This is a genomic window from Mycetocola sp. CAN_C7 (assembly GCF_015752285.1).
Lineage (GTDB): Bacteria > Actinomycetota > Actinomycetes > Actinomycetales > Microbacteriaceae > Mycetocola_A.
Map to the genome: position 1 here is coordinate 1 of NZ_JADOUY010000004.1, position 20,335 is coordinate 20,335.

The following is a 20,335-nucleotide window of genomic DNA, read 5'->3' on the forward strand; positions in this document are numbered from 1 at the left end:
GGTCACATTCCGAACCCGGAAGCTAAGACTCTTTGCGCCGATGGTACTGCAGGGGGGACCCTGTGGGAGAGTAGGACACCGCCGGACTTAACTTAAACAGAAAAGCCACCCTTCGGGGTGGCTTTTCTGCGTTAACGGCTCAGCCGAGTTCGACCTGGCTGATGCGGTTAGACAGCGGTGAGGCTGCCAGCTCAGGTCTGGCAGCGGGGGCACCAGTAGGTGACCCGTTCTTCGGTCTCGCGCGGACCCAGCTCGCCCCGTCTGATCCGGGTTCCGCAGCGCCGGCACGGCTGGCCCTGACGCCCGTACACCCAGGTCCGCTTGCCGGGGCGGGTGTCACCCGTCGTCGTGCGCTCGGTGCGATCGCGGTTCGCGAGGATGAGGCGGGACGACAGGGCGACGAGCGCAACGGCATCCGTCTCGCCGATCGGTGACGTCGGAAGCACTCCGCGGAGGAAGCACAGTTCGTTCGCGTAGACATTGCCGAGGCCGGCGAGGTTGCGCTGGTCGAGCAGGGCGACAGCCGTCGGCTGCCCCGGCGCTGCTGAGAGCCGGTCGACAGCCTCGGTCGCGTTCCAGTCCTCACCGAGCAGGTCAGGACCGAGATGGCCGACGACGGTGTGTTCATCGCTTCGTGCGATCAGATCGACGACGCCGAGTTCGAACCCGACGCTCAGCCAGTCGGCTGAACCGACGAGCGCACGCGCCTGGTATGCAGGACGTTTCCACGCCGAGCCGGGCCTGTAGAGGTGCCAGGACCCTTCCATCTTGAGGTGGGTGTGGAGGCTGAAGTCACCGACCCGATGGAGGAGGTGCTTGCCCCTGCTGATGACACCCTCGATCCGTTCACCGACGAGGTCGCTCGTGGCGAAGGCCGGAACCCGCAGATCCCAGGTGGTCACCGTCGCACCCTGAAGCACATCGTTCAGGTGACGGGCTGCTCGGTAGACGGTGTCGCCCTCAGGCATGCCTCATCCTCAGGCCGCGCGGTGTCTCGGTGAACCCTGCTTCGCGGAAGGCAGCGGCGATGGGGGTACCGAGGAGGAAGTCCCCGTTGACCTTCTCGAGCGCCAGTTTGTCGACCCGGCCACGCCGAACGAGATCGCCGACGGATGCCGCGGCGATAGTCAGGACGGCTTCGTCGGCTGTGAACGTCAGGAGAGTCTTGCCTCCTCGCTCGACGTAGAGGACGAGTGCGCCGTCGACGAGCGTGACGAGGGATCCGGCCTTGCGGCCCGGGCGGTGTTTCGTTCCGGCCGACTCCAGAGTCGGCCACGACAGCGATGCCCCATACGGGTTGGCCGGGTCTGTGGCGGCAAGGGAGACGACCGAGCGGTCGGCGGCATCGGGGACGTCATTGGCGTCTGAGCGGGCGAACGTCCGTAACCGGTCGACGGTCCCTGCGGTGGAGAACTGTGCAGCGCCGAGTCCGTCGATGAAATAGCCGCGCCTGGCCCTGCCCGTGTCTTCGAAGGTACTGAGCACGCGGTAGGTGAGGGCGAATCCGCCCGGGACCCCCTCGCTCATCACGGATCCTCGCGTCACGACACCGTAACGTTCGAGCAGGGTCTCCGCTGTGGAAGCGGTTCTCACGGTCGGGTCCTGCTCCGCGAGGGGGAGAACGGACCACCGCCCGCCGAGTGCCGGGGCGACCCGGGTCGACATCGACGGCCGGCTGATCGGCCGGCCGCGGTACATCCGGGATCGAGGGGCGGCGCGCTGTGTGCGGTGTGCCCCACCACCGTGGCCGGTGAGGGTGCGGAGCGGTGCGAAGGTGTCGTTGGTGACGAGCCCGGCCCAGACGAGGTCCCAGAGTGCGGCCACGAGGGTCTTGTCGTCTGCGGCCCCTGTGGCTTCAGCGAGCTGGGGAAAGAAGAAGGCACCGCCACCGCCGAGCGCGAGAAGGACCTCGCGCTGCAGGGAATCCGGTTGGTGTTCCGCAACCAGGGGAAGGGTGACGTTCGCGGTCTCGGCGAGATGAAGCGCCACCCACCCGTCGTTGCCGGGGAGAGACCCCGCACCCGACCAGAGCACCTCGCCGGTGGCGGTGAGCTCGTCGAGCATCGCGGGCGAGTAATCGGTGACGCGCTGGGGCAGGATGAGCGACTCCCATGCCGAGGCGGGAATGTGCGCGCCGCCGAGCTGGTCGATGACCGCTGCCACGCCGTCGATACCGCGCAGCCGGCCGCCGACGTGCTGCCAGGCCGGAAGGAAACGGGCGAACGCGTGCTGTTCGACCGGTTCGACCTCGTGCCGGAGAGCGGCGAGCGAGCGAACGCGCAGCCGCCTGAGGACTTCGGAGTCACACCACTCGGTGTTGTCTCCGATCGACTCACGGCCGGTGGCGAGGAACTCCCCGCGCATCACCCGCCGAGCATCGGCAAGCCGGACAAGGGTGTGCTGCGCAACCGCGCTGCCGAGTCCGAACCGGTCGGCGGCATCCTGTGTTGTGAACGGGCCATGTGTACGGGCGAACCGGGCGAGAAGGTCACCGAGGGGATCTGCGACAGGCTCGATGAAGGCGATGGGGACACCGATGGGGAGCGGCACACCGAGCGCATCGCGCAGGCGTGCGGAGTCTTCGATGGCCGCCCACCAGGAACGACCGGCGAATGTGACGCTGATCGCCCGCTTCGCGCGCGACAACTCAGCGAGGTGCACCGTGGCATCCTCGACCGGATGCTCCGACTCCAGGCGCGCGGCGACCTCGTCGAGCGTCAGGGGGCCGAGCATCCGCAACAGATCGGCGACCCCTTCGACGCCCTTGGCCTTGCGCGCGTCGGCGAGTCGCTGCAGTTCGAACTCGGTCTGCGCGATGACACCGGGATCGAGCAGCTCGCGGAGTTCGACCTGGCCGAGGAGCTCTGCCAGCAGCGCGGAGTCGATCGTCAGCGCGGCCGCCTTCCGTTCGGCGAGCGGGCTGTCTCCCTCGTACATGAACGCGCCGACGTAACCGAACAGCAGCGACTTCGCAAAGGGCGACGGGGTGTCTGTCGTCGTTTCGACGATCCGGATGCCTCGACTCGCCAGCTTCTTCGCAATGCCGAGCAGGGCCGGCAGATCGTATGCGTCCTGCAGACACTCACGGACGGTCTCGAGGATGATCGGGAATGCCGGGTATTTGCGGGCGACATCGAGCAGCTGGGCCGATCGTTGCCGCTGTTGCCAAAGCGGCGCGCGCTTGCCCGGTGAGTAATTGGGGAGGAGCAGCGCCCGCGCGGCACACTCACGGAAGCGCGATGCGAAGAGGGCTGAGCCCCCGACCTCCTCGGTCACAACGGCTTCGAGCTCGTCGGCGTCGAAGACGAACAGCTCAGCACCCGGCGGTTCGAGCTCGGTGTCCGGGATCCGCACGATGATGCCGTCGTCGCTTGCGATGGATGCCCCGTCGATACCGAACCGCTCCTGGACGCGGGCGCCGACGGCGAGTGCCCACGGTGCGTGCACCTGCATTCCGTAAGGGGAATGCAGGATCACCCGCCAGTCGCCGAGTTCGTCTCGGGACCGTTCGACGACGAGAGTTCTGTCGCTCGGGATGTGGCCGGTTGTCGTGCGCTGCTCGGTCAGGTACGCGAGCAGGTTTGCGGAGGCACGCGAATCGAGACCGGCGCCGGTGAGCCGTTCGGCGGCATCCGTCTCCGATGCGGCGTCGATGTCACGCATGAACGCCCCGACCGCTTCGCCGAGCTCGGCCGGCCTTCCGAGACCGTCACCTTTCCAGAACGGGAGCCGCCCCGGCTGCCCATACGCCGGCGTGACGATCACGCGGTCGTGGGTGATCTCCTGAATCTTCCAGCTCGTCGCCCCGAGGGCGAAAACATCGCCGACCCGCGATTCGTAGACCATCTCTTCGTCGAGCTCGCCCACCCGGGACCCGGCACCCGACGCGTCGCCTGAGGCCATGTAGACGGCGAAGAGACCGCGGTCGGGGATGGTTCCACCGCTTGTCACCGCCAGGCGTTGGGCGCCTGGGCGGCCGGTGAGGGTGCCAGCGTCCCGGTCCCAGACGATCCGGGGACGGAGCTCCGCGAACTCGTCGCTCGGGTACCGGCCGGCGAGAAGGTCGAGCGTCGCCTCGAACGCCGACCGGGGAAGCCGCGTGAATGGGGCGCTGCGTTTGACCTGCTCGAACCAGACCTCGACGTCGATCGGTTCGAGTGCCGTCGCTGCCACGGTCTGCTGGGCGAGGATGTCGAGCGGATTCGACGGGATGGCGAGGGACTCGATCAGGCCGGACACCATCCGTTCGGATGCGACGGCAGAGTTGATGAGGTCTGCCCGGTGCTTGGGGAAAAGCACGCCGCGCGAGATCTCACCCACCTGGTGACCGGCGCGGCCGACACGCTGCAAACCGCTCGCTACCGACGGCGGCGCTTCGACCTGCACGACGAGGTCGACCTCGCCCATGTCGATCCCGAGTTCGAGGCTCGACGTCGCGACGACGCAGCGCAGGCGCCCGGACTTGAGGTCGTCTTCGATGAACGCCCGCTGCTCTTTCGACACCGAGCCGTGGTGGGCGCGGGCCAGCTGGGGAGCGCCCTCGTCGCGGGCCGTCGTCTGCCCGCTGCCTCCCATCAGCGCGGCGGGCGGGCGGGTCTCGGTCGCCGTGGTCGCGCTGACCAGGAGGTCAGCTTCCTGGTCGAGAGCCGTCCGCAGATCGTAGATCTCGTTGAATCGTGCGGTGAGACGCTCAGCGAGCCGCCGTGAATTGGCGAAGACGATGGTCGACCGGTGGTCGAGGATACGATCGACGATCGCCTCTTCGACGTGGGGCCAGATCGACCCGGCCCGTTCACCCTCTGGCTGGACGGCCCCCGCAGCAGAGCCCTCGTTCTGCTGCGCCGCTGCCGGGAGGTCGGTCATGTCGTCGACTGGCACGACCACCCGGAGGTCGAAACGCTTCGAGGCCGGTGGGGCGACGATCTCGACCGGGGCGGTGCCGCCGAGGAACCGCGCGACCTCTTCTCGTGGCCGGACCGTCGCGGAGAGCCCGATCCGCTGGGCGGGCGATTCGAGCAGAGCATCGAGGCGCTCGAGCGAGAGTGCGAGGTGCGCGCCGCGTTTCGTCGCGGCGACGGCGTGGACCTCGTCGATGATCACCGTCTCAACCGAACGGAGCGTCTCGCGCGCGGCCGACGTGAGCATGAGGAACAGCGACTCGGGTGTCGTGATGAGAATGTCTGGTGGCGTCTTCGCGAGTGTGCGCCGATCGGCTGCAGGGGTGTCGCCCGACCGGACCCCGACGGTGACGTGTGGCACGTCTGCGCCGAGCCGGATGGCGGTCTGTGTGATACCGGTGAGGGGTGCGCGGAGGTTGCGTTCGACGTCGACGCCGAGGGCCTTGAGCGGCGAGATGTACAGCACACGGGTGCCCGGCTCGCTGCGGGGCGCTGCCATCAGCCGGTCGATCGACCAGAGAAAAGCCGAGAGCGTCTTCCCCGACCCGGTCGGGGCGACGACGAGCGCGTGCGATCCGCGCGAGATCGCATCCCAGGCGCCGACCTGGGCGTCGGTGGGCGCGGCGAAAGCGCCACTGAACCACTCGCGGGTGGCGGGGGAGAACCGATCAAGCACGTCGCTCACGCTCCCATCCTGCCTGACACCACTGACAGGCATCCGTATGAAATGGGCGACCGATCAGAGTTGTCTCTCGATGAAGCCCCGAACGTCGGCGAGTTCCTGTTGGGAGATCGCATGCGAGAGTCCCTCATAGACCCGGCCGACGAGGCGGGAATGCCCGGGCAGCCAGTCAGAGGTGTGAGCGACGGCGGCAGGCGGGATGACGTCGTCGTGGGTACCCCTGCCCCAGAAGACGGGCAATCGGCGGTCAGCGAGAGCCTGATCACCGCTCCGGATCTCGCGGGACGCGTAGCCGGAGAGGTTCACAGCGAACGTGAAGCGCTCGGGTGCGGCGCGGAGCAGTTCGATCGACATCGCCCCACCCTGCGAGAACCCGAGGAGCCCGATGGAATCGGGGGTGTACGGCAGTGCGTCGAGCCACTCGAGCACGGCGGCGGTCGACGACTGCATTCCGTCATCGTTCGGTTTGCCCGGTTCGTCGATCGGATACCACGACCAGCCGTCGATCGGGAACGGTGCGACGAGAGGTGCCCGAAGGGCGGCGATGACCGGTTCCAGGGGCAGGAACGGTGCGAGCTGGAACAGATCGGACTCGTTCGAGCCGTAGCCGTGCAGGACGACGAGAAGCGATCGCTCCTCGCGGTCTTCTCCAGATGCCGACCAGAGGACGGCCTCCGGATCGATCCGGTGAGTGGGCATCAGTTCTCCTCGTTCGGGCAACCCATCCACCCTATCGACCCTGCGCTGGGCGGGTGCCGAACGCCCGATCCATGAAACCGGGTAAGAATGGACCATGAGCGTTCGCACCCCAGACCCCGACCAGCCTTCGGACCCGTCGTCGAATCCGACACCAGGCTGGCTCACCGACATCGAACTCGAAGAGGTGCGCAGGCGCCTGCCGCTGCTCTACGTCGAAGCGATCCCCGTGAGGGTCGACGGTCTCGGAATCGTCACGGAGGTCGGAATCCTGCTGCGTGCAACGGCCACCGGGCAGATGACCCGCACCCTCGTCTCCGGCCGGGTGATGTTCGGTGAGACGCTGCGCGACGCGCTGTTCCGCCACCTCGAGAAGGATCTCGGGCCGATGGCGTTCCCGCTGCTCCCGGCGTCACCGACGCCGTTCCACGTGGCCGAATACTTCCCGATGCCCGGTATCTCCGCATACACAGACGACCGCCAGCACGCTGTCGCCCTCGCCTATGTCGTGCCGGTCACCGGGACCTGTGATCCCCGCCAGGACGCGCTGGAACTGACCTGGATGACACCGGAGGAGGCACAGACGGATGCCGTCAGCGCCGAGATGGAGGGCGGCAGGGGAACACTGCTGCGGCTCGCGCTCGCGTCGGTGGGTCGACTGTCCTAACGGACGTACCTGACCTCGTGGATTTCTTCGCCGAGGAACGGCTCGGTGTGCTCGGCGCCGTCTGCGACGAAGCCGTTCCGCTCGTAAAAGTGCCGTGCCCTGTCGTTGGCGGACGACACCCAGAGGTAGGCGGCTTCGTCTCCGATCGCCGCATCGAACAGCTTCTGGCCGGTGCCCGTGCTGCGGAACTCGGCCAGCATGTTGATGAAATACAGCTCCCGGTCACGAGGTGCGTCCGCATCGCGGGCCGGACCTGAGCCGGAGAAGCCGATGATCTCGCCATCGACGACAGCAGCGAACTGCCGGTAAGCGGGGCCCTGATTCATCCAGTGCGTCCACAGTTCGGCCATCCGTCGTGGCGAGAGTCGTTCCAGTGCTGCCTTGCTGATCAGCTCGTCGTATGCCTCATGCCAGCACTGGGCGTGAACACGCCCGAGCGATTCGGCGTCGACATCCCGCACGGGGCGGATGACGACTTCGGAGATGTGGGAAACAGCAGCATCGGTGTCCATACCGTGACCATACCCCGGGCGTCGGCGAGGCGAGAAATCGGGCGGAACCCCGGTTGACAGGATCGGCCGACTGGCGCCGTCGCCGCGCAGAACGAAAGCCACCGCGACCGGTCGTCGCACGGGATGCGTGCGTCGACCGAAAGCGATGGCTTCCGTGTGAGGTTTACTCAGCGGCCGCTGGAAACCCGCCGGTGCGTGCGCTGGCCACCGGTCGCTGCGCCACCCGCGGTGGCGGGGCGGGCGGAGCGCTCGGGACGGGCCTGCGCGGGTCGAGCAGACGAGGCGCCCTCGTGACGACGGCCTGACGCGCCTGCGGTCGAGGTCGAGTAGTCGCGCGAACCCGAGCCGGAGCGTGAACGCCCGCCGCCCTGGCCGTCACGGCTGGAGCGCTTGCGCTGTGCATTGGCGCCCTGTGAACGTCCGCCACCCTGTGCCTGGACGACACGGGGGACCGGCTTCACATAGGCAGCGACCTGGCCGACGAGGGCCGTTACTTCGGAGGACTTCGCGGTCACGGGAACCGGGGTGACCGTGATGGCGGCCTTCTTCAGCAGCTGGGCGAGGTCCTTCTTCTGCGTCGGGAGGCAGATGGTGACGACGTCACCGGCGCTGCCGGCACGCGCCGTACGGCCTGAGCGGTGCAGGTATGCCTTGTGCTCCATGGGCGGGTCGACGTGGATGACGAGTTCGACGTCATCGACGTGAACGCCGCGGGCAGCGACATCCGTTGCCACGAGAACGCGGGCGGTGCCGTCGCTGAAAGCGGCGAGGTTGCGGTCACGCTGCGGCTGTGACAGGTTGCCGTGCAGATCGACGGAGGGGATGCCGGCATCGGTGAGCTGCTTGGCCAGCTTCTTCGCGTGGTGCTTGGTGCGCATGAAGAGGATGCGTCTGCCGGTGCCTGACGCGAGCGTCTCGATGAGGTCCTTCTTCGAGTCGGGGCCTGAGACCTCGAACACGTGGTGGGTCATCGCGGAGACGTGGCTGGTGGCCTCGTCGACGGAGTGGAGAACCTCGTTGTGCAGGAAGCGGCGGACGAGCTTGTCCACGCCGTTGTCGAGCGTCGCCGAGAACAGGAGGCGCTGACCGTTGGAGGGCGTCTTGTCGAGGATGCGCGTGACGACGGGGAGGAAGCCGAGGTCGGCCATGTGGTCGGCCTCGTCGAGAACGGTGATCTCGACGGCGTCGAGGTTGACGAAGCCCTGCTTCATCAGATCCTCGAGACGACCGGGGCAGGCGACGACGATATCGACGCCGGCCTTGAGCGCGGTGACCTGACGGGTCTGGTTGACGCCACCGAAGATCGTGGTGGTGTTGAGCCCGTATGCCGCGGCGAGGGGGGTGAGCACAGCAGAGATCTGCGTGGCGAGCTCGCGGGTCGGTGCGAGGACCAGGCCGAGCGGGCGCCCTGGGCGTCGCTTGCCACCGGCCAGCTTGCCACCGAGGCGCGCAACCATCGGGATGCTGAACGCGAGAGTCTTGCCCGAGCCGGTCTTGCCGCGTCCGAGGACGTCGCGACCGTCGAGGGTGTCTGGGAGAGTGTCGACCTGGATGGGGAAGGCCATGGTCTTGCCGTCAGCGGCGAGAGCCGAGACGAGTGCTGCGGGGACGCCGAGTTCGGCGAAAGTGGTTTCAGGAACAGTTTCTGACAAAGTGGTGCCTTTCGGGGCATCAGCTTCCCGTACGGATCTCGACAGGCGAAATCGCTGGAGCGGGAGGAATGGCGAAGGTGGCAACAGCCACATCCGTTCGCCGTATGAAGAGTCATCGACCCGGAATCCTGCGGATTTCTCGGGGAGAGAGGAAGCGTTCTACGACGCAAGGGGCACAATGGTGGACCCGCGAGTACTCACACTCTAGCGGATGCAGCACCATCGCAGCTGACAGACGGGTGAATGCGCGGCCGGGGGCAGCATCCAGCGTTCAGTACTCGTTGTGTTAAGTCTGTGTTACGCCCGGTCGGTAACGACGATTTCAGCTTGACCGAACCCTCGTGCCGGAACGTAGTATGTCACCCACTACACATTCGAATGAGAGCACGATAGGGTGATATGTCACACGGTACAGGAGGAACTGATCGTATGTCAGACAACGACGTCAGCATCGCGCAGAGCGCGCAGAACACCCGGACCCGCCCGAGCGCGGTGGCCTCGGCGCGCGGCGCCGTCCGCTCCCTCCCCGCCAGTTCGGTCGAACTCACCGGGGGAGTCCTGCACCAGTGGCAGGTCCGCAACCGGGAGCGCACGGTGCCCCACTCGATCCGCGAGTTGCGGCTCGCCGGCAACCTCGACAACCTCCGGGCGGTCGCGGACGGCAGCACCGAGCCGTACCGCGGACGCTACCCGTTCCTTGACACCGATATCTTCAAGACGCTCGAGGGCCTGGCATACGAACTCACGAGGGAGGACGTCGACAGCGACACCCGGCGGTTCTTCGACGAGGCCGTCGACGCCATTGAAGCCGCGCAGGCTTCCGACGGCTATCTGAACTCGTACTTCCAGCACTCCGACACCGAGAAGGCACCCTGGTCGGACCTCTCCTGGGGTCACGAGCTCTACAACCTCGGACACCTGATCCAGGCCGCCGTCGCAGCGTCTCGTCAACTCGGTGATGACCGTCTGCTCGCCGTCGCCACACGATTCGCCGACCTCGCCGTCGACACATTCGGTGCAGAGACACACGACCAGGTCTGCGGGCATCCTGAAGTGGAGATGGCTCTCGTCGAACTTTTCCGGGCAACAGGCACAAAGTCGTATCTGATGCTGGCCGAGGCGTTCATCAACCGGCGCGGCCACGGAAGTGTGGTGCCCAGCGTCTTCCCCGCCGAGTACTTCCAGGACAACCTCCCGCTGCGGGACCTGCCCAGTGTGACCGGCCACGCGGTCCGAATGGTCTACCTCGCCGCCGGTGCCATCGACGTCCACCTGGAGACCGGCGACGACAGCCTGCTCTCGGCGACCAAACGGCTCTGGGACGACATGGCTTCCACGAAGCTCTATCTCACCGGCGGACTCGGATCGCGTCACTCCGACGAAGCGATCGGCGACCGCTATGAACTGCCGTCGGAACGCTCATACAGTGAAACGTGCGCGGCGATCGGCACGATGCAGTGGGCATGGCGGATGTTTCTGGCGACGGGAGCATCGACCTACCTCGACGTCTTCGAGACCGTCCTGTACAACGGATACGCTGCAGGGCTCTCCGCTGACGGTCGCGCCTTCTTCTACGACAACGCACTGCACCGTCGCCCCGACCACACGCAACGTTCGGGGGCCGAACCCGACGGGGAGCTGCTCCGCCGTTCCTGGTTCGGGTGCCCCTGCTGCCCGCCCAACATCATCCGGTGGAACTCCCAACTGCAGGACTATCTCGCCGCGACGGACGCCGCGTCTCTGTACATCGCCCAGTACAGTGCAGCCACGATCCAGTCCGATGCCATCGGGCTGACGATGACGACGGTCTATCCCTGGGATGGTCGGATCGAGATGGCCATCGACCGTGCGGAACCTCGCAAGCACACCATCGCCCTGCGCATCCCTGCATGGTGCCATGACGCGTCGATCAGCCTGAACGGAGACCTCCTCCCGATCGAGGTGACGGATGGCTGGGCCAGGGTCGAGCGCGTATTCGCCGTCGGCGACCGTCTCGAACTGCGGCTCGGGATGCCGGTCCGCGCGCACGGGTCACATCCGTCGGTGGACGCCACGCGCGGAGCGATCGCCATCGCCCGCGGCCCCCTCGTCTATGCAGCCGAACAACAGGACAACGACCGAGACCTCGACGACCTGATTCTCACAGCATCCGACGTCGGAGGCGCATCGACCCGGGCCGCCCAGCTCACCCCTGACACCCCGGAGGAATCGGTCGTCATCAGCGTTCCTGCTCGCTCCGCTCCTGCCGGCTCCGCCGAGCTCTACCCAGAGCTCGGTCGTCCACAGCCACTCGGCACAACCGAGACCGCCACCGCCACGCTCATTCCCTACTACCAATGGGGCAACCGGGCCGTCGGCGGAATGCGCGTCTGGCTGCGCTCATCCTGAACCCTGCACCACACGTCAGGGACCTTTCGTCCCACCGAACCGAAAGAAGAACCGTATGAAGAAGCGCTACGCCGTCGTGGGCCTTGCCCTCTCGGCTGCACTGGCCCTGACCGGATGTACCAGCGGAGGCGCAGCAGCGCCGAAGTCCGGTATCTCCGGTGAACCGGTCACCGGAGGCACCGTCCAGGTGCTGCTCAACGCCGATTTCTCCCACCTCGATCCCGCTATGGGCTTCGACGGTGGGGTTAACAACTTCTACCGCCTGATCTATCGCACCCTCACGACCCAGTCGAGCGAGGAAGGGAAACAGGACGAGATCGTTCCTGACCTCGCGACCGACCTCGGCACGCCCAATGACGATGCAACCGAGTGGACGTTCACCCTCAAGGACGACATCTTCTTCGAAGACGGAACCCCGATCACCAGCGCGGACATCAAGTTCGGTGTCGAGCGCAGCTTCGACCCTGCCGTGTCCGTCGGTTCACCGTACGCACGTATCCTGCTCGCCGACGTCGACGGATACCAGGGCCCGGAGATCTCCGGAGACCTGTCGTCCATCGTCACCCCGGATGACAAGACCATCACCTTCACGCTCAACCAGCCGTTCGCTGACTTCGCCAGCGCCGTCGCCCAGCCGGTGTACACACCGTTCCCCGCCGACGCCGGCATCACGGCGACGAGTCTCGACGCCCAGCCGATCGCCTCGGGCCCCTACCGTGTCGAGGACTACCAGCGCGGGTCGAGCCTGGTGCTCGTGCGCAACGAGGAATGGGACCGCGAGACCGACGAGGTCCGGGCCGCGGCGCCGGACTCGTTCGAGTTCTCCTTCGGACTCGACGGTGCGACGATCGACGAGCGGATGATCGCCGGCCAGGGTGACGACCAGAACGCCATCGCCGGGACGGTTCAGGCATCATCGATCGCCAGGATCCAGACCCCTGAGATCAAGGAGCGCACGTTGGACGGGCTCGGGGGCTGCACGACATACATGGCCCTCAACACGACGACCGAGCACTTCAGCAACCCGCTGGTCCGCCAGGCCGTCGCGTATGCGATCGACAAACAGTCGGTGAAGGATGCCACAGGCGGAACCCAGCTCGCGGACATCGCGCACACCATGCTTCCGCCGACTGTCGCCGGCTTCACCGAGTTCAACCTCTACCCGAGCGAGGGCGACAAGGGAGACCCCGAAAAGGCGAAGGAACTGCTCGCTGAGGCAGGGCTGCCAGACGGATTCGAGTTCACCCTCGACATCCGCAGCCAGCCGAAGATGCAGGCGCAGGCCGAGGCCGTCCAGCAGTCCCTCGCCAAGGCAGGGATCACGGTGAACTTCAACCTCATCGACACATCGACCTACTACGAGGTCATCGGCACGATCTCACAGCAGAACGACGCTGCCATCACCGGATGGTGCCCGGACTGGGCGTCAGGATCCACCTTCCTTCCGCCGCTCTTCGAGGGCAGCCAGATCTTCGAAAAAGGCAACTCGAACGTCGCGCAGTTCAACGATCCGGCTGTGAACGCCCGGATGGACGAGATCCGCGCCATGACAGACGTCGACGAGGCCAATGCTGCGTGGGGCGCTCTCGACGAGCAGATCCAGGAGCAGGTTCCTGACGTGCCGCTTCTCTTCGAGAAAGTCGTCCTCGTCGTCGGTGCGAACGTCGCCGGCGCGAAGACGCACTCCGGATTCTCGGGCGGAATCGACTACGTGTCGGTCGGACTCGCCAGCGTCTCGGAGTAGTCGCCGATGTCGACGGTTCCCAGTGAACTGACCGTCGAGGTTGACACGGTGGGGGCGCCTCAACAGGGCGCCCCCACCCCAGCCCGCCGCGTCATCTCCACCCTCCGCAGGTCTCCCGCTGTGCTGCTCAGCGCTGCATTCATCGTCTTCGTCGCGCTCCTCGCGATCTTCGCGCCGATCCACACGCTGATCACCGGCTGGGGGCCGTACGATTTCGACCCGTCAGCGATCAACACCGACCTCGGCGGAATCCCGAACGGAACCCTCGGCGGCATCAGCGCCGAGCACTGGTTCGGTGTGGAGCCGCAGAACGGACGCGACCTGTTCTCACGCGTGGCGCACGGCGCGCGGGTGTCGATGCTCATCGCGATCTCGGCAACGCTGGTCACCATCGTCACAGGGGTCATCCTCGGCATGCTCGCGGGTTTCTTCGGCGGCTGGGTCGATCAGCTCATCTCACGCGTCATGGATTTCCTGATGGCGTTCCCGGCTCTGATCTTCATGATCGCCCTTCTCTCCGCGCTGCCCGCCGGCAACCGGCCCGTTCTCCTCGTGCTTGTCCTCAGTATCTTCGGCTGGCCATACACGGCACGGGTGATCAGAGGACAGACAATGTCGCTTCGTAACCGCGAGTTCGTCGAAGCGGCCAGGGCCAGCGGCGCGAGCAGCGTCCGGATCGTTTTCCGTGAAGTGCTCCCCAACCTCCGCGGCACCATCATCGTTCTTGCAACGCTCGCGATCCCCGGCTACATCGGCACAGAGGCCGGGCTGTCCTTCCTCGGAGTCGGTGTGACCCCACCGACTCCGTCGTGGGGCCAGATGATCGCGTCGGCTGTCGGCTGGTACGCCGTCGACCCCATGTTCTTCCTCATTCCGGGCACGTTCCTCTTTCTCACGGTCCTCTCGTTCACCGTGCTCGGGGATCACCTGAAGAAAGCACTCGACGGACGGGACATCGCCTGATGGTCAGCTACCTCGCGCGCCGCATCCTCGCCGCCGCCGGCATCCTCGTGCTCATCAGCCTCTTCACCTACGCGATCTTCTTCCTCTTGTCGCCTGACCCTGCCGTTCAGATCTGCGGCAAGACCTGCACGCCCGACCGGATCGACCAGATTCGTTCCCAACTCGGCTTGGACCAGCCGTTCTGGGCGCAGTACTGGCAGTTCCTTCAGGGCATCGTCATCGGGCGCAGCTACGGCGACGGCGCAGGCGCGATCGCCTGTGCGGCGCCATGCCTCGGTTTCAGCTTTCAGACCAACGAATCCGTCACAGACATGATCACCGCCCGCCTGCCGGTCAGCGTGACGGTGGCCGTCGGCGCCGCTGTGCTCTGGCTGCTCGTCGGCATCGCCGGTGGCCTGCTGTCTGCGGTGAAGCAGGGGACCTGGTGGGACAAGGGCGCGATGATGGTGGCGCTCGGCGGCATCAGCCTTCCCAACTACTTCGTCGCCCTCCTCCTGCAGTACGTCCTCGTCGTCCAACTGCAGATCCTTCCGTTCCCGCGGGCGGTGGCCTTCGGAGACGACCCGGTCGCCTGGTTCCAGTCGTACCTGATGCCCTGGATGGTGCTGGCCTTCGGCTACGCATCGATGTACGCGCGCATGGTGCGGGCGAACGTGCTCGACACTCTCGACGAAAACTTCATGAGAACGGCCAGGGCCAAGGGGCTGGCAGCTCCGCTCATCCTCCGACGACACGCACTGCGTCCGTCATTGACCCCGATCGTGACACTCTTCGGAATGGACTTCGCCGGTCTTCTCGGCGGTGCGCTGATCACCGAGACGGTGTTCGGACTCAACGGCGTGGGCAAGCTGGCAGCCGACTCGATCGGCAAGAACGACCAACCTGTGATCATGGGTGTCACCCTGCTCGCCGCACTCTTCGTGGTCGTCGGCAACGTGGTCGTCGACATCCTGTACACCGTGCTCGACCCGCGAGTGAGGATCAAATCGACATGACAGACACAATGACGCCTCTTCTCGAGGTGACGGACCTGACCATCACGGCTGCCACGAGTGACGGTCCCACCGAGATCGTCAACAATCTGAGTTTCACCCTCGATCCGCACTCGACGCTCGGGATCGTCGGCGAGTCCGGTTCAGGCAAGTCGATGACGTCGCTGGCCATCATGGGACTCCTCCCCGACTCATGCACGGCGACGGGAAGCATCCGGCTCGGCGGAACGGAACTACTCGGTCTCTCCGACAGGGAACTACGGCGGGTCCGTGGCGAGAAGATGGCCATGGTCTTCCAGGATCCGCTCTCGTCCCTCAACCCGTACTACACCGTCGGGTTGCAGATCGAGGAGGTATATCGAGCTCATCGCGGCGGGTCGCGACGAGCGGCGCGTGCCGTCGCGATCGAGGCACTCGACCGGGTGAAGATCAAGGAACCAGCCAGACGAGTCGACCACTACCCTCATCAGTTCTCCGGCGGGATGCGGCAGCGGATCATGATCGCCATGGCACTCTGCCTTCAGCCGGAACTGCTCATCGCGGATGAGCCGACCACCGCCCTGGACGTCACGGTCCAGGCGCAGATCCTCGAACTGCTCGCCGAGCTCAAGGAACAGTCGGGGTCAGGAATGGTCTTCATCACCCACGACCTCGCCGTCGTCAGCCAGGTCGCCGAGAACGTGCTCGTCCTGAAAGACGGATGCCAGGTCGAATCGGGCACGGCGCAGCAGATCTTCTCGGCGCCGCGAGCCGCGTACACCCGTGCGTTGCTCGACGCGGTTCCGCGAATCGACGATCCGTTCGATGACCTGAAAGGGGCCAGCCGATGACCGGCGACGTCCTGTTCTCCGCGAGGAACCTCACCAAGGAATACGTCACACCAGGGAACGGCGCGTTCGGTTCCCGCAAGAACCGTTTCATGGCCGTCGACGGCGTCAGCTTCGATGTGACAGCGGGCACGATGCTCGCGGTCGTCGGGGAGTCCGGGAGTGGAAAATCGACCACTGCCCGCATCGCGGCCAAGTTGCTCGACATGACGAGCGGCAGCCTGCAGTTCGAAGGGGAAGACGTGACGGCGGCCAGAGGCAAACAGCTCGCGTCGTTCCGGAACAACGTGCAGGTCGTCTTTCAGGACCCGTTCTCATCGCTCAACCCGAAACACACGATCGAGCGCATCATCACCGCGCCGCTCGACTACCAGGGCATCACCGCCCCGCAGGGTAACCGGACGCTGGTCAGGGAACTGCTCGAGCGGGTCGGCCTCAACCCCGACCATTCCGCCAGATATCCGGCGCAGTTCTCCGGCGGCCAGGCCCAGCGGATCGGTATCGCGAGGGCGCTCGCCGTCGGGCCGAAGCTCGTGGTGTGCGATGAAGCAGTCTCCGCCCTGGACGTCTCGGTGCAGGCGCGCGTCATCAACCTTCTCCGTGAACTCCAGAGGGATCTTGGTCTGAGCTACATTTTCATCGCCCACGACCTCGCCGTCGTACGCCAGATCGCCGAGAGCGTCGCCGTGATGAACCAGGGCCGGATCGTCGAGCAGGGCAGCAGGGAACAGATCTTCGACGCTCCGCAACACGAATACACTCGGCAGCTGCTTGCCGCCGTCCCCCAGATCAATCCAGAGTGGGAACGACAGAGGATCGCTGCAGGGCTCGCGGAAGGACACGAACGATGATCACAGCGAGCTACACGATCCCCGGCATGCGCATCCACGACCACGAGGTGGACGTGCCCCTGGACTGGTTCACGGACGCATCAACACCGACCATCACCGTTTTCGCGCGGGAGATCGTCGACCCGACCCGCTCGGGTGAGGATCTTCCCGTCATCGTCTACCTCCAGGGAGGCCCGGGAGGGAAGGGGCCGCGCCCGACCGAAGCATCCGGCTGGATCAGACAGGCCCTGAAAACTCACCGGGTCGTGCTGCTCGATCAGCGAGGAACCGGTCGAAGCTCGCGCATCGACGGCCGTCTGATCGGCGACATCGGCGGAGACCACGCCGCGGCCGAGTACCTCACCCGCTTTCGAGCTGACTCGATCGTGCGCGACGCCGAGCACCTGCGCACCACGGTGTTCGGCGGCAAGCGCTGGGCGACGCTGGGGCAGAGCTACGGCGGCTTCCTCACCCTCAGCTATCTCTCGATCGCTCCATACGGACTCAGCGCGTGTTACGTCACCGGCGGACTTGCCGGCATCCGCCCCGACGCCGCCGAGGTGTACGCACGCACTTACCCCCGCACCGAAGCGAAGAACCGGGAGTTCTCCGCCAGATACCCCCACGACGTCGCCCAGGTCGCCCGGATCGCCGAGCGGCTTGCCGCCGGGGATGTGCGGTTGCCGGACGGTGACGTTCTTACGGTGCGTCGCTTCCAGAGCCTCGGGATCGACTTCGGCATGAAGCCCGGTTACGAGCGCATGCACTGGCTGGTGGATGAGGCATTCGCCGGGAACGGGGAACTCAGCGACACCTTCCTCTCTCAGGTCCTCACCCGGTCGTCGTACTCCGACAACCCGCTTTTCGCTGTGATGCAGGAGAGCATCTACGCGTCGGACACGACCGGTGCGACGAACTGGGCCGCACAACGGGCCAGGGATGCCCAGCCCCAATTCGCCGAGGAGGCCAGGCCGCTCCTGTTCACGGGGGAGATGATGTACCCGTGGATGTTCGACGAGATCCGCGCCCTCCGGCCGTTCCGTGGGGCGGTCGACGAGCTCGCCCATCGCGAGGAATGGAGCGCGCTCTACGACCTCACGGCCCTCGCCGCGAACGAGGTTCCTGTCGCGGCCGCCGTGTACTACGACGACATGTACGTGGATGCACACCTGCAACTCGAAACGGCCTCAGGCGTCGGCAACGTCCAGGCCTGGGTCACGAACGAATACGAACACGACGGCATCGGAGCGGACCGGGTCTTCGAACGACTCACCGAACTTGTCGCCCAGCGCGGAGGAGAACTGCTCACATGACGAACATCGAGACGTCGAACGCGCCAGCGACGGGCACGACATCCATGCCCAGGCCGGCGAGTCCTGACCCGCGACTTCCACGCCTGACGGAGGTGCCAGCGTTCGCCGAGTTCATGGGAACCGGCTGGGGCACTCCCGACCGCACCGCTCCCGTGGAGCCAGGCGCAGCCGACGCCGCTGCATCGCACCGCGAGAGGTTGAGCGCGGAGTTCCCCGGACGTGCGATGCTCGTCTCAGCCGGTCGCGCCCCCGTGCGGAGCAACGACTCGTTCTACGGATTCCGGCCAGACAGCGATTTCTTCTGGCTGACGGCCTGCGACGTCGAAGGCGCCGTCATTCTGCTCACCCCGTCCGGCGCCGGCCACGACGCGACCCTGTACATCCCGTCGCCGGCGTACCCGGGCGAAACCGGGTTCTTCGCCGATGCGGCGCACGGCGAACTGTGGGTGGGATCGGCCCCCGGCTTCTCCGACTGGTCCGTGGCGCTCGGGCTCGACGTCAGGCCGCTCGACGCCCTCCCCGCCGGCGTCGCCAGGGCAGGCACCGTTCTCGCCGCCGGCCATTCCGCAGTTTCGCTTCCCGAGTCCATTGCCGTCTCGGCCATGCTCCGTCAGACCCTCGCCGAACTCCGCATGATCAAGGACGACTGGGAGATCGCCGAACTGCGCCGAGCGGTCGATGCCACTGTCAGCGGCTTCGCGAGCGTTCTCCGGGAGATACCGGCCGCCGTCTCCGGTGGCGGCGAGCGCTGGCTTCAGGGCACCTTCGACCGTCATGCCAGGACCCTGGGTAATGGACCCGGGTACTCCACGATCATCGGCAGCGGCGCGCACGCACCGACGCTGCACTGGGTGCGCTGCGACGGACCGGTAACGCCGGGCGATCTCCTTCTGCTCGATATGGGTGTCGAAACCCGGGCCTTCTACACGGCGGACGTCACGAGGACCTTCCCTGTTTCCGGTACATTCAGCCCGGCACAACGTGAGGCGCACGACCTCGTCGAGCGTTCCCATCGGGCAGGGCTCGCGGCCGTGCGCCCCGGCCGTAGCTTCACCGACTTCCACCACGCGTCCATGGAGGTCATCGCATCCGGGCTCTCCGACTGGGGGCTCCTGCCGGTTTCCGTCGACGAAGCGCTGAGCCCGGCCGGGCAGCATCACCGTCGCTATCTCGTCTGCGGGATCGGCCACCATCTCGGACTCGACGTCCACGATTGTGCCCAGTCGCGCTACGAGGCTTACCAGGGCGCCACGATGGCTCCCGGCATGGTTCTGACCGTGGAGCCGGGGCTCTACTTCCACGCATTCGATGAAACCGTCCCGCCGGAGTTGCGCGGCATCGGCGTGCGCATCGAGGACGATATCGTTGTGACATCTAGGGGGTCAGAGGTCATTTCGGACGCCATGCCCATTGACGCACCAGGGCTCGAGCAATGGATGCTCGACCAGCACGACGGCACACGACGGATGTAGGTCAGGCGAATGACGAATATTTCGGCGATTCACAAAGTGGTTCAGCCCGCGAGCCTTCGGGCACACGTCGAACGGATGCTGTCGTCTGCCATCATCTCGGGCGAACTGGCACCAGGAACGCTGCTGACCGTCCCCACCCTCGCCACCCAGTTCGATGTCTCAGCCACGCCGGTTCGTGAGGCGATGCTCGACCTGGAGAAGCGCGGCTTCGTTGAGCCGGTCAGGAACAAGGGATTCCGGGTCACCGCCGTCAGCGACACGGTGCTGCAGGAGATCGTCGAGGTGCGTCAGCTCCTCGAACCGCCGGCCATGGAGGAGCTCGCCAAACGGTTCCCGGGCGACGTGCTTCCGGAGTTCGAACTCCTCGCCGACGACATCATCGCCGGTGCGAAGACCGGTGACCTCCAGGGCTACCTGGAAGCCGACGTGGAGTTCCATCTCAAGCTGACGGCGCTGCTGGGCAACAACCTCCTCACCCAGACGGTGGCCGACCTGCGGTCGAGGACCCGGCTGGTCGGTCTGGTGGCCATGCTTGAATCGCGCCACCTCGAGGACTCTGCCGCCGAACATCGCGAACTTCTCGGCTACCTCGCTGCCGGGGATTCGTCTGCTGCCCGTCAGCTGATGCACCGCCACATCCACCACGCACTTGGCTGGTGGTCCGGAAAGCCGGAGGCCGAGGGCGACGACGCCTGAACG

15 protein-coding genes and 1 rRNA gene are annotated in these 20,335 nt (G+C 66.1%); 11 read left to right on the forward strand and 5 right to left on the reverse strand.

Features of this window, described 5'->3' with window-relative positions; genetic code table 11:
* Nucleotides 1-87, forward strand: a 5S ribosomal RNA gene (gene rrf, locus IWX78_RS09380); the annotation flags it as partial.
* Between the two features lie 104 nt (nucleotides 88-191).
* On the opposite strand, the gene IWX78_RS09385 is transcribed toward rrf, so the two are convergent.
* Genes IWX78_RS09385 through IWX78_RS09395 form a run of 3 tightly spaced genes read right to left on the reverse strand, consistent with a single transcriptional unit; the run spans nucleotide 192 to nucleotide 6,279 of the window.
* Nucleotides 192-968, reverse strand: a complete 777-nt coding sequence (locus IWX78_RS09385) for an Fpg/Nei family DNA glycosylase (RefSeq protein WP_196833285.1) — start codon at nucleotides 966-968, stop codon at nucleotides 192-194.
* A complete protein-coding gene (locus IWX78_RS09390) occupies nucleotides 961-5,583 on the reverse strand; it encodes an ATP-dependent helicase (RefSeq protein ID WP_196833286.1) in 4,623 nt (1,540 codons plus the stop codon). The genes IWX78_RS09385 and IWX78_RS09390 overlap by 8 nt, the downstream gene beginning before the upstream one ends.
* A 54-nt stretch (nucleotides 5,584-5,637) precedes the next feature.
* The gene (locus IWX78_RS09395; RefSeq protein ID WP_196833287.1) at nucleotides 5,638-6,279 is read right to left on the reverse strand and encodes an alpha/beta hydrolase; all 642 of its coding nucleotides are present in this window, start codon (nucleotides 6,277-6,279) and stop codon (nucleotides 5,638-5,640) included.
* 94 nt (nucleotides 6,280-6,373) lie between these two features.
* Between IWX78_RS09395 and IWX78_RS09400 the strand changes: the two genes are divergently transcribed.
* On the forward strand, nucleotides 6,374-6,943 hold the full coding sequence (locus IWX78_RS09400) for an NUDIX hydrolase family protein (protein ID WP_196833288.1): 570 nt from the start codon (nucleotides 6,374-6,376) through the stop codon (nucleotides 6,941-6,943).
* Here the strand turns inward: IWX78_RS09400 and IWX78_RS09405 are convergent.
* Together IWX78_RS09405 and IWX78_RS09410 are read right to left on the reverse strand one after the other, a co-directional pair.
* Entirely contained in the window at nucleotides 6,940-7,455 is a 516-nt protein-coding gene (locus tag IWX78_RS09405; RefSeq protein ID WP_196833289.1) for a GNAT family N-acetyltransferase, read from the reverse strand. The two genes, IWX78_RS09400 and IWX78_RS09405, sit on opposite strands and share 4 nt — an antisense overlap.
* A 167-nt stretch (nucleotides 7,456-7,622) precedes the next feature.
* Nucleotides 7,623-9,200, reverse strand: a complete 1,578-nt coding sequence (locus tag IWX78_RS09410) for a DEAD/DEAH box helicase (protein WP_196833290.1) — start codon at nucleotides 9,198-9,200, stop codon at nucleotides 7,623-7,625.
* Nucleotides 9,201-9,536: 336 nt separating this feature from the next.
* Between IWX78_RS09410 and IWX78_RS09415 the strand changes: the two genes are divergently transcribed.
* The 9 genes from IWX78_RS09415 to IWX78_RS09455 are packed head-to-tail and all read left to right on the forward strand — an operon-like array spanning nucleotide 9,537 to nucleotide 20,332.
* A complete protein-coding gene (locus IWX78_RS09415; protein ID WP_196833291.1) occupies nucleotides 9,537-11,495 on the forward strand; it encodes a glycoside hydrolase family 127 protein in 1,959 nt (652 codons plus the stop codon).
* Between the two features lie 55 nt (nucleotides 11,496-11,550).
* Nucleotides 11,551-13,239 carry an ABC transporter substrate-binding protein gene (locus IWX78_RS09420; protein WP_196833292.1) on the forward strand — a complete coding sequence of 563 codons (1,689 nt, stop codon included), beginning with the start codon at nucleotides 11,551-11,553 and terminating at the stop codon, nucleotides 13,237-13,239.
* A 6-nt stretch (nucleotides 13,240-13,245) separates the two neighbouring features.
* Nucleotides 13,246-14,202: an ABC transporter permease gene (locus tag IWX78_RS09425; protein WP_196833293.1), complete on the forward strand. Its 957-nt coding sequence runs from the start codon at nucleotides 13,246-13,248 to the stop codon at nucleotides 14,200-14,202.
* A complete protein-coding gene (locus tag IWX78_RS09430) occupies nucleotides 14,202-15,197 on the forward strand; it encodes an ABC transporter permease (protein WP_196833294.1) in 996 nt (331 codons plus the stop codon). Before IWX78_RS09425 ends, IWX78_RS09430 begins: the two co-directional genes overlap by 1 nt.
* The gene (locus IWX78_RS09435) at nucleotides 15,194-16,024 is read left to right on the forward strand and encodes an ABC transporter ATP-binding protein (RefSeq protein ID WP_334684668.1); all 831 of its coding nucleotides are present in this window, start codon (nucleotides 15,194-15,196) and stop codon (nucleotides 16,022-16,024) included. Before IWX78_RS09430 ends, IWX78_RS09435 begins: the two co-directional genes overlap by 4 nt.
* Nucleotides 16,021-16,872, forward strand: a complete 852-nt coding sequence (locus tag IWX78_RS09440; protein ID WP_196833295.1) for an ATP-binding cassette domain-containing protein — start codon at nucleotides 16,021-16,023, stop codon at nucleotides 16,870-16,872. Before IWX78_RS09435 ends, IWX78_RS09440 begins: the two co-directional genes overlap by 4 nt.
* Nucleotides 16,869-18,164, forward strand: a complete 1,296-nt coding sequence (locus tag IWX78_RS09445; protein WP_196833296.1) for an alpha/beta fold hydrolase — start codon at nucleotides 16,869-16,871, stop codon at nucleotides 18,162-18,164. Before IWX78_RS09440 ends, IWX78_RS09445 begins: the two co-directional genes overlap by 4 nt.
* A complete protein-coding gene (locus tag IWX78_RS09450; protein ID WP_334684669.1) occupies nucleotides 18,161-19,636 on the forward strand; it encodes an aminopeptidase P family protein in 1,476 nt (491 codons plus the stop codon). The genes IWX78_RS09445 and IWX78_RS09450 overlap by 4 nt, the downstream gene beginning before the upstream one ends.
* A 9-nt stretch (nucleotides 19,637-19,645) precedes the next feature.
* Entirely contained in the window at nucleotides 19,646-20,332 is a 687-nt protein-coding gene (locus IWX78_RS09455; protein ID WP_196833297.1) for a GntR family transcriptional regulator, read from the forward strand.
* Nucleotides 20,333-20,335: the final 3 nt, after the last annotated feature.

Excerpts from the sequence above, each read along its gene's own strand:
- IWX78_RS09385 (WP_196833285.1), bottom strand. The coding sequence starts at position 968 with ATGCCTGAGGGCGACACCGTCTACCGAGCAGCCCGTCACCTGAACGAT.
- IWX78_RS09395 (WP_196833287.1), bottom strand. The coding sequence starts at position 6,279 with ATGCCCACTCACCGGATCGATCCGGAGGCCGTCCTCTGGTCGGCATCT.
- IWX78_RS09400 (WP_196833288.1), top strand. The coding sequence starts at position 6,374 with ATGAGCGTTCGCACCCCAGACCCCGACCAGCCTTCGGACCCGTCGTCG.
- IWX78_RS09405 (WP_196833289.1), bottom strand. The coding sequence starts at position 7,455 with ATGGACACCGATGCTGCTGTTTCCCACATCTCCGAAGTCGTCATCCGC.
- IWX78_RS09410 (WP_196833290.1), bottom strand. The coding sequence starts at position 9,200 with ATGTGGCTGTTGCCACCTTCGCCATTCCTCCCGCTCCAGCGATTTCGC.
- IWX78_RS09415 (WP_196833291.1), top strand. The coding sequence starts at position 9,537 with ATGTCAGACAACGACGTCAGCATCGCGCAGAGCGCGCAGAACACCCGG.
- IWX78_RS09420 (WP_196833292.1), top strand. The coding sequence starts at position 11,551 with ATGAAGAAGCGCTACGCCGTCGTGGGCCTTGCCCTCTCGGCTGCACTG.
- IWX78_RS09425 (WP_196833293.1), top strand. The coding sequence starts at position 13,246 with ATGTCGACGGTTCCCAGTGAACTGACCGTCGAGGTTGACACGGTGGGG.
- IWX78_RS09430 (WP_196833294.1), top strand. The coding sequence starts at position 14,202 with ATGGTCAGCTACCTCGCGCGCCGCATCCTCGCCGCCGCCGGCATCCTC.
- IWX78_RS09435 (WP_334684668.1), top strand. The coding sequence starts at position 15,194 with ATGACAGACACAATGACGCCTCTTCTCGAGGTGACGGACCTGACCATC.
- IWX78_RS09440 (WP_196833295.1), top strand. The coding sequence starts at position 16,021 with ATGACCGGCGACGTCCTGTTCTCCGCGAGGAACCTCACCAAGGAATAC.
- IWX78_RS09445 (WP_196833296.1), top strand. The coding sequence starts at position 16,869 with ATGATCACAGCGAGCTACACGATCCCCGGCATGCGCATCCACGACCAC.
- IWX78_RS09450 (WP_334684669.1), top strand. The coding sequence starts at position 18,161 with ATGACGAACATCGAGACGTCGAACGCGCCAGCGACGGGCACGACATCC.
- IWX78_RS09455 (WP_196833297.1), top strand. The coding sequence starts at position 19,646 with ATGACGAATATTTCGGCGATTCACAAAGTGGTTCAGCCCGCGAGCCTT.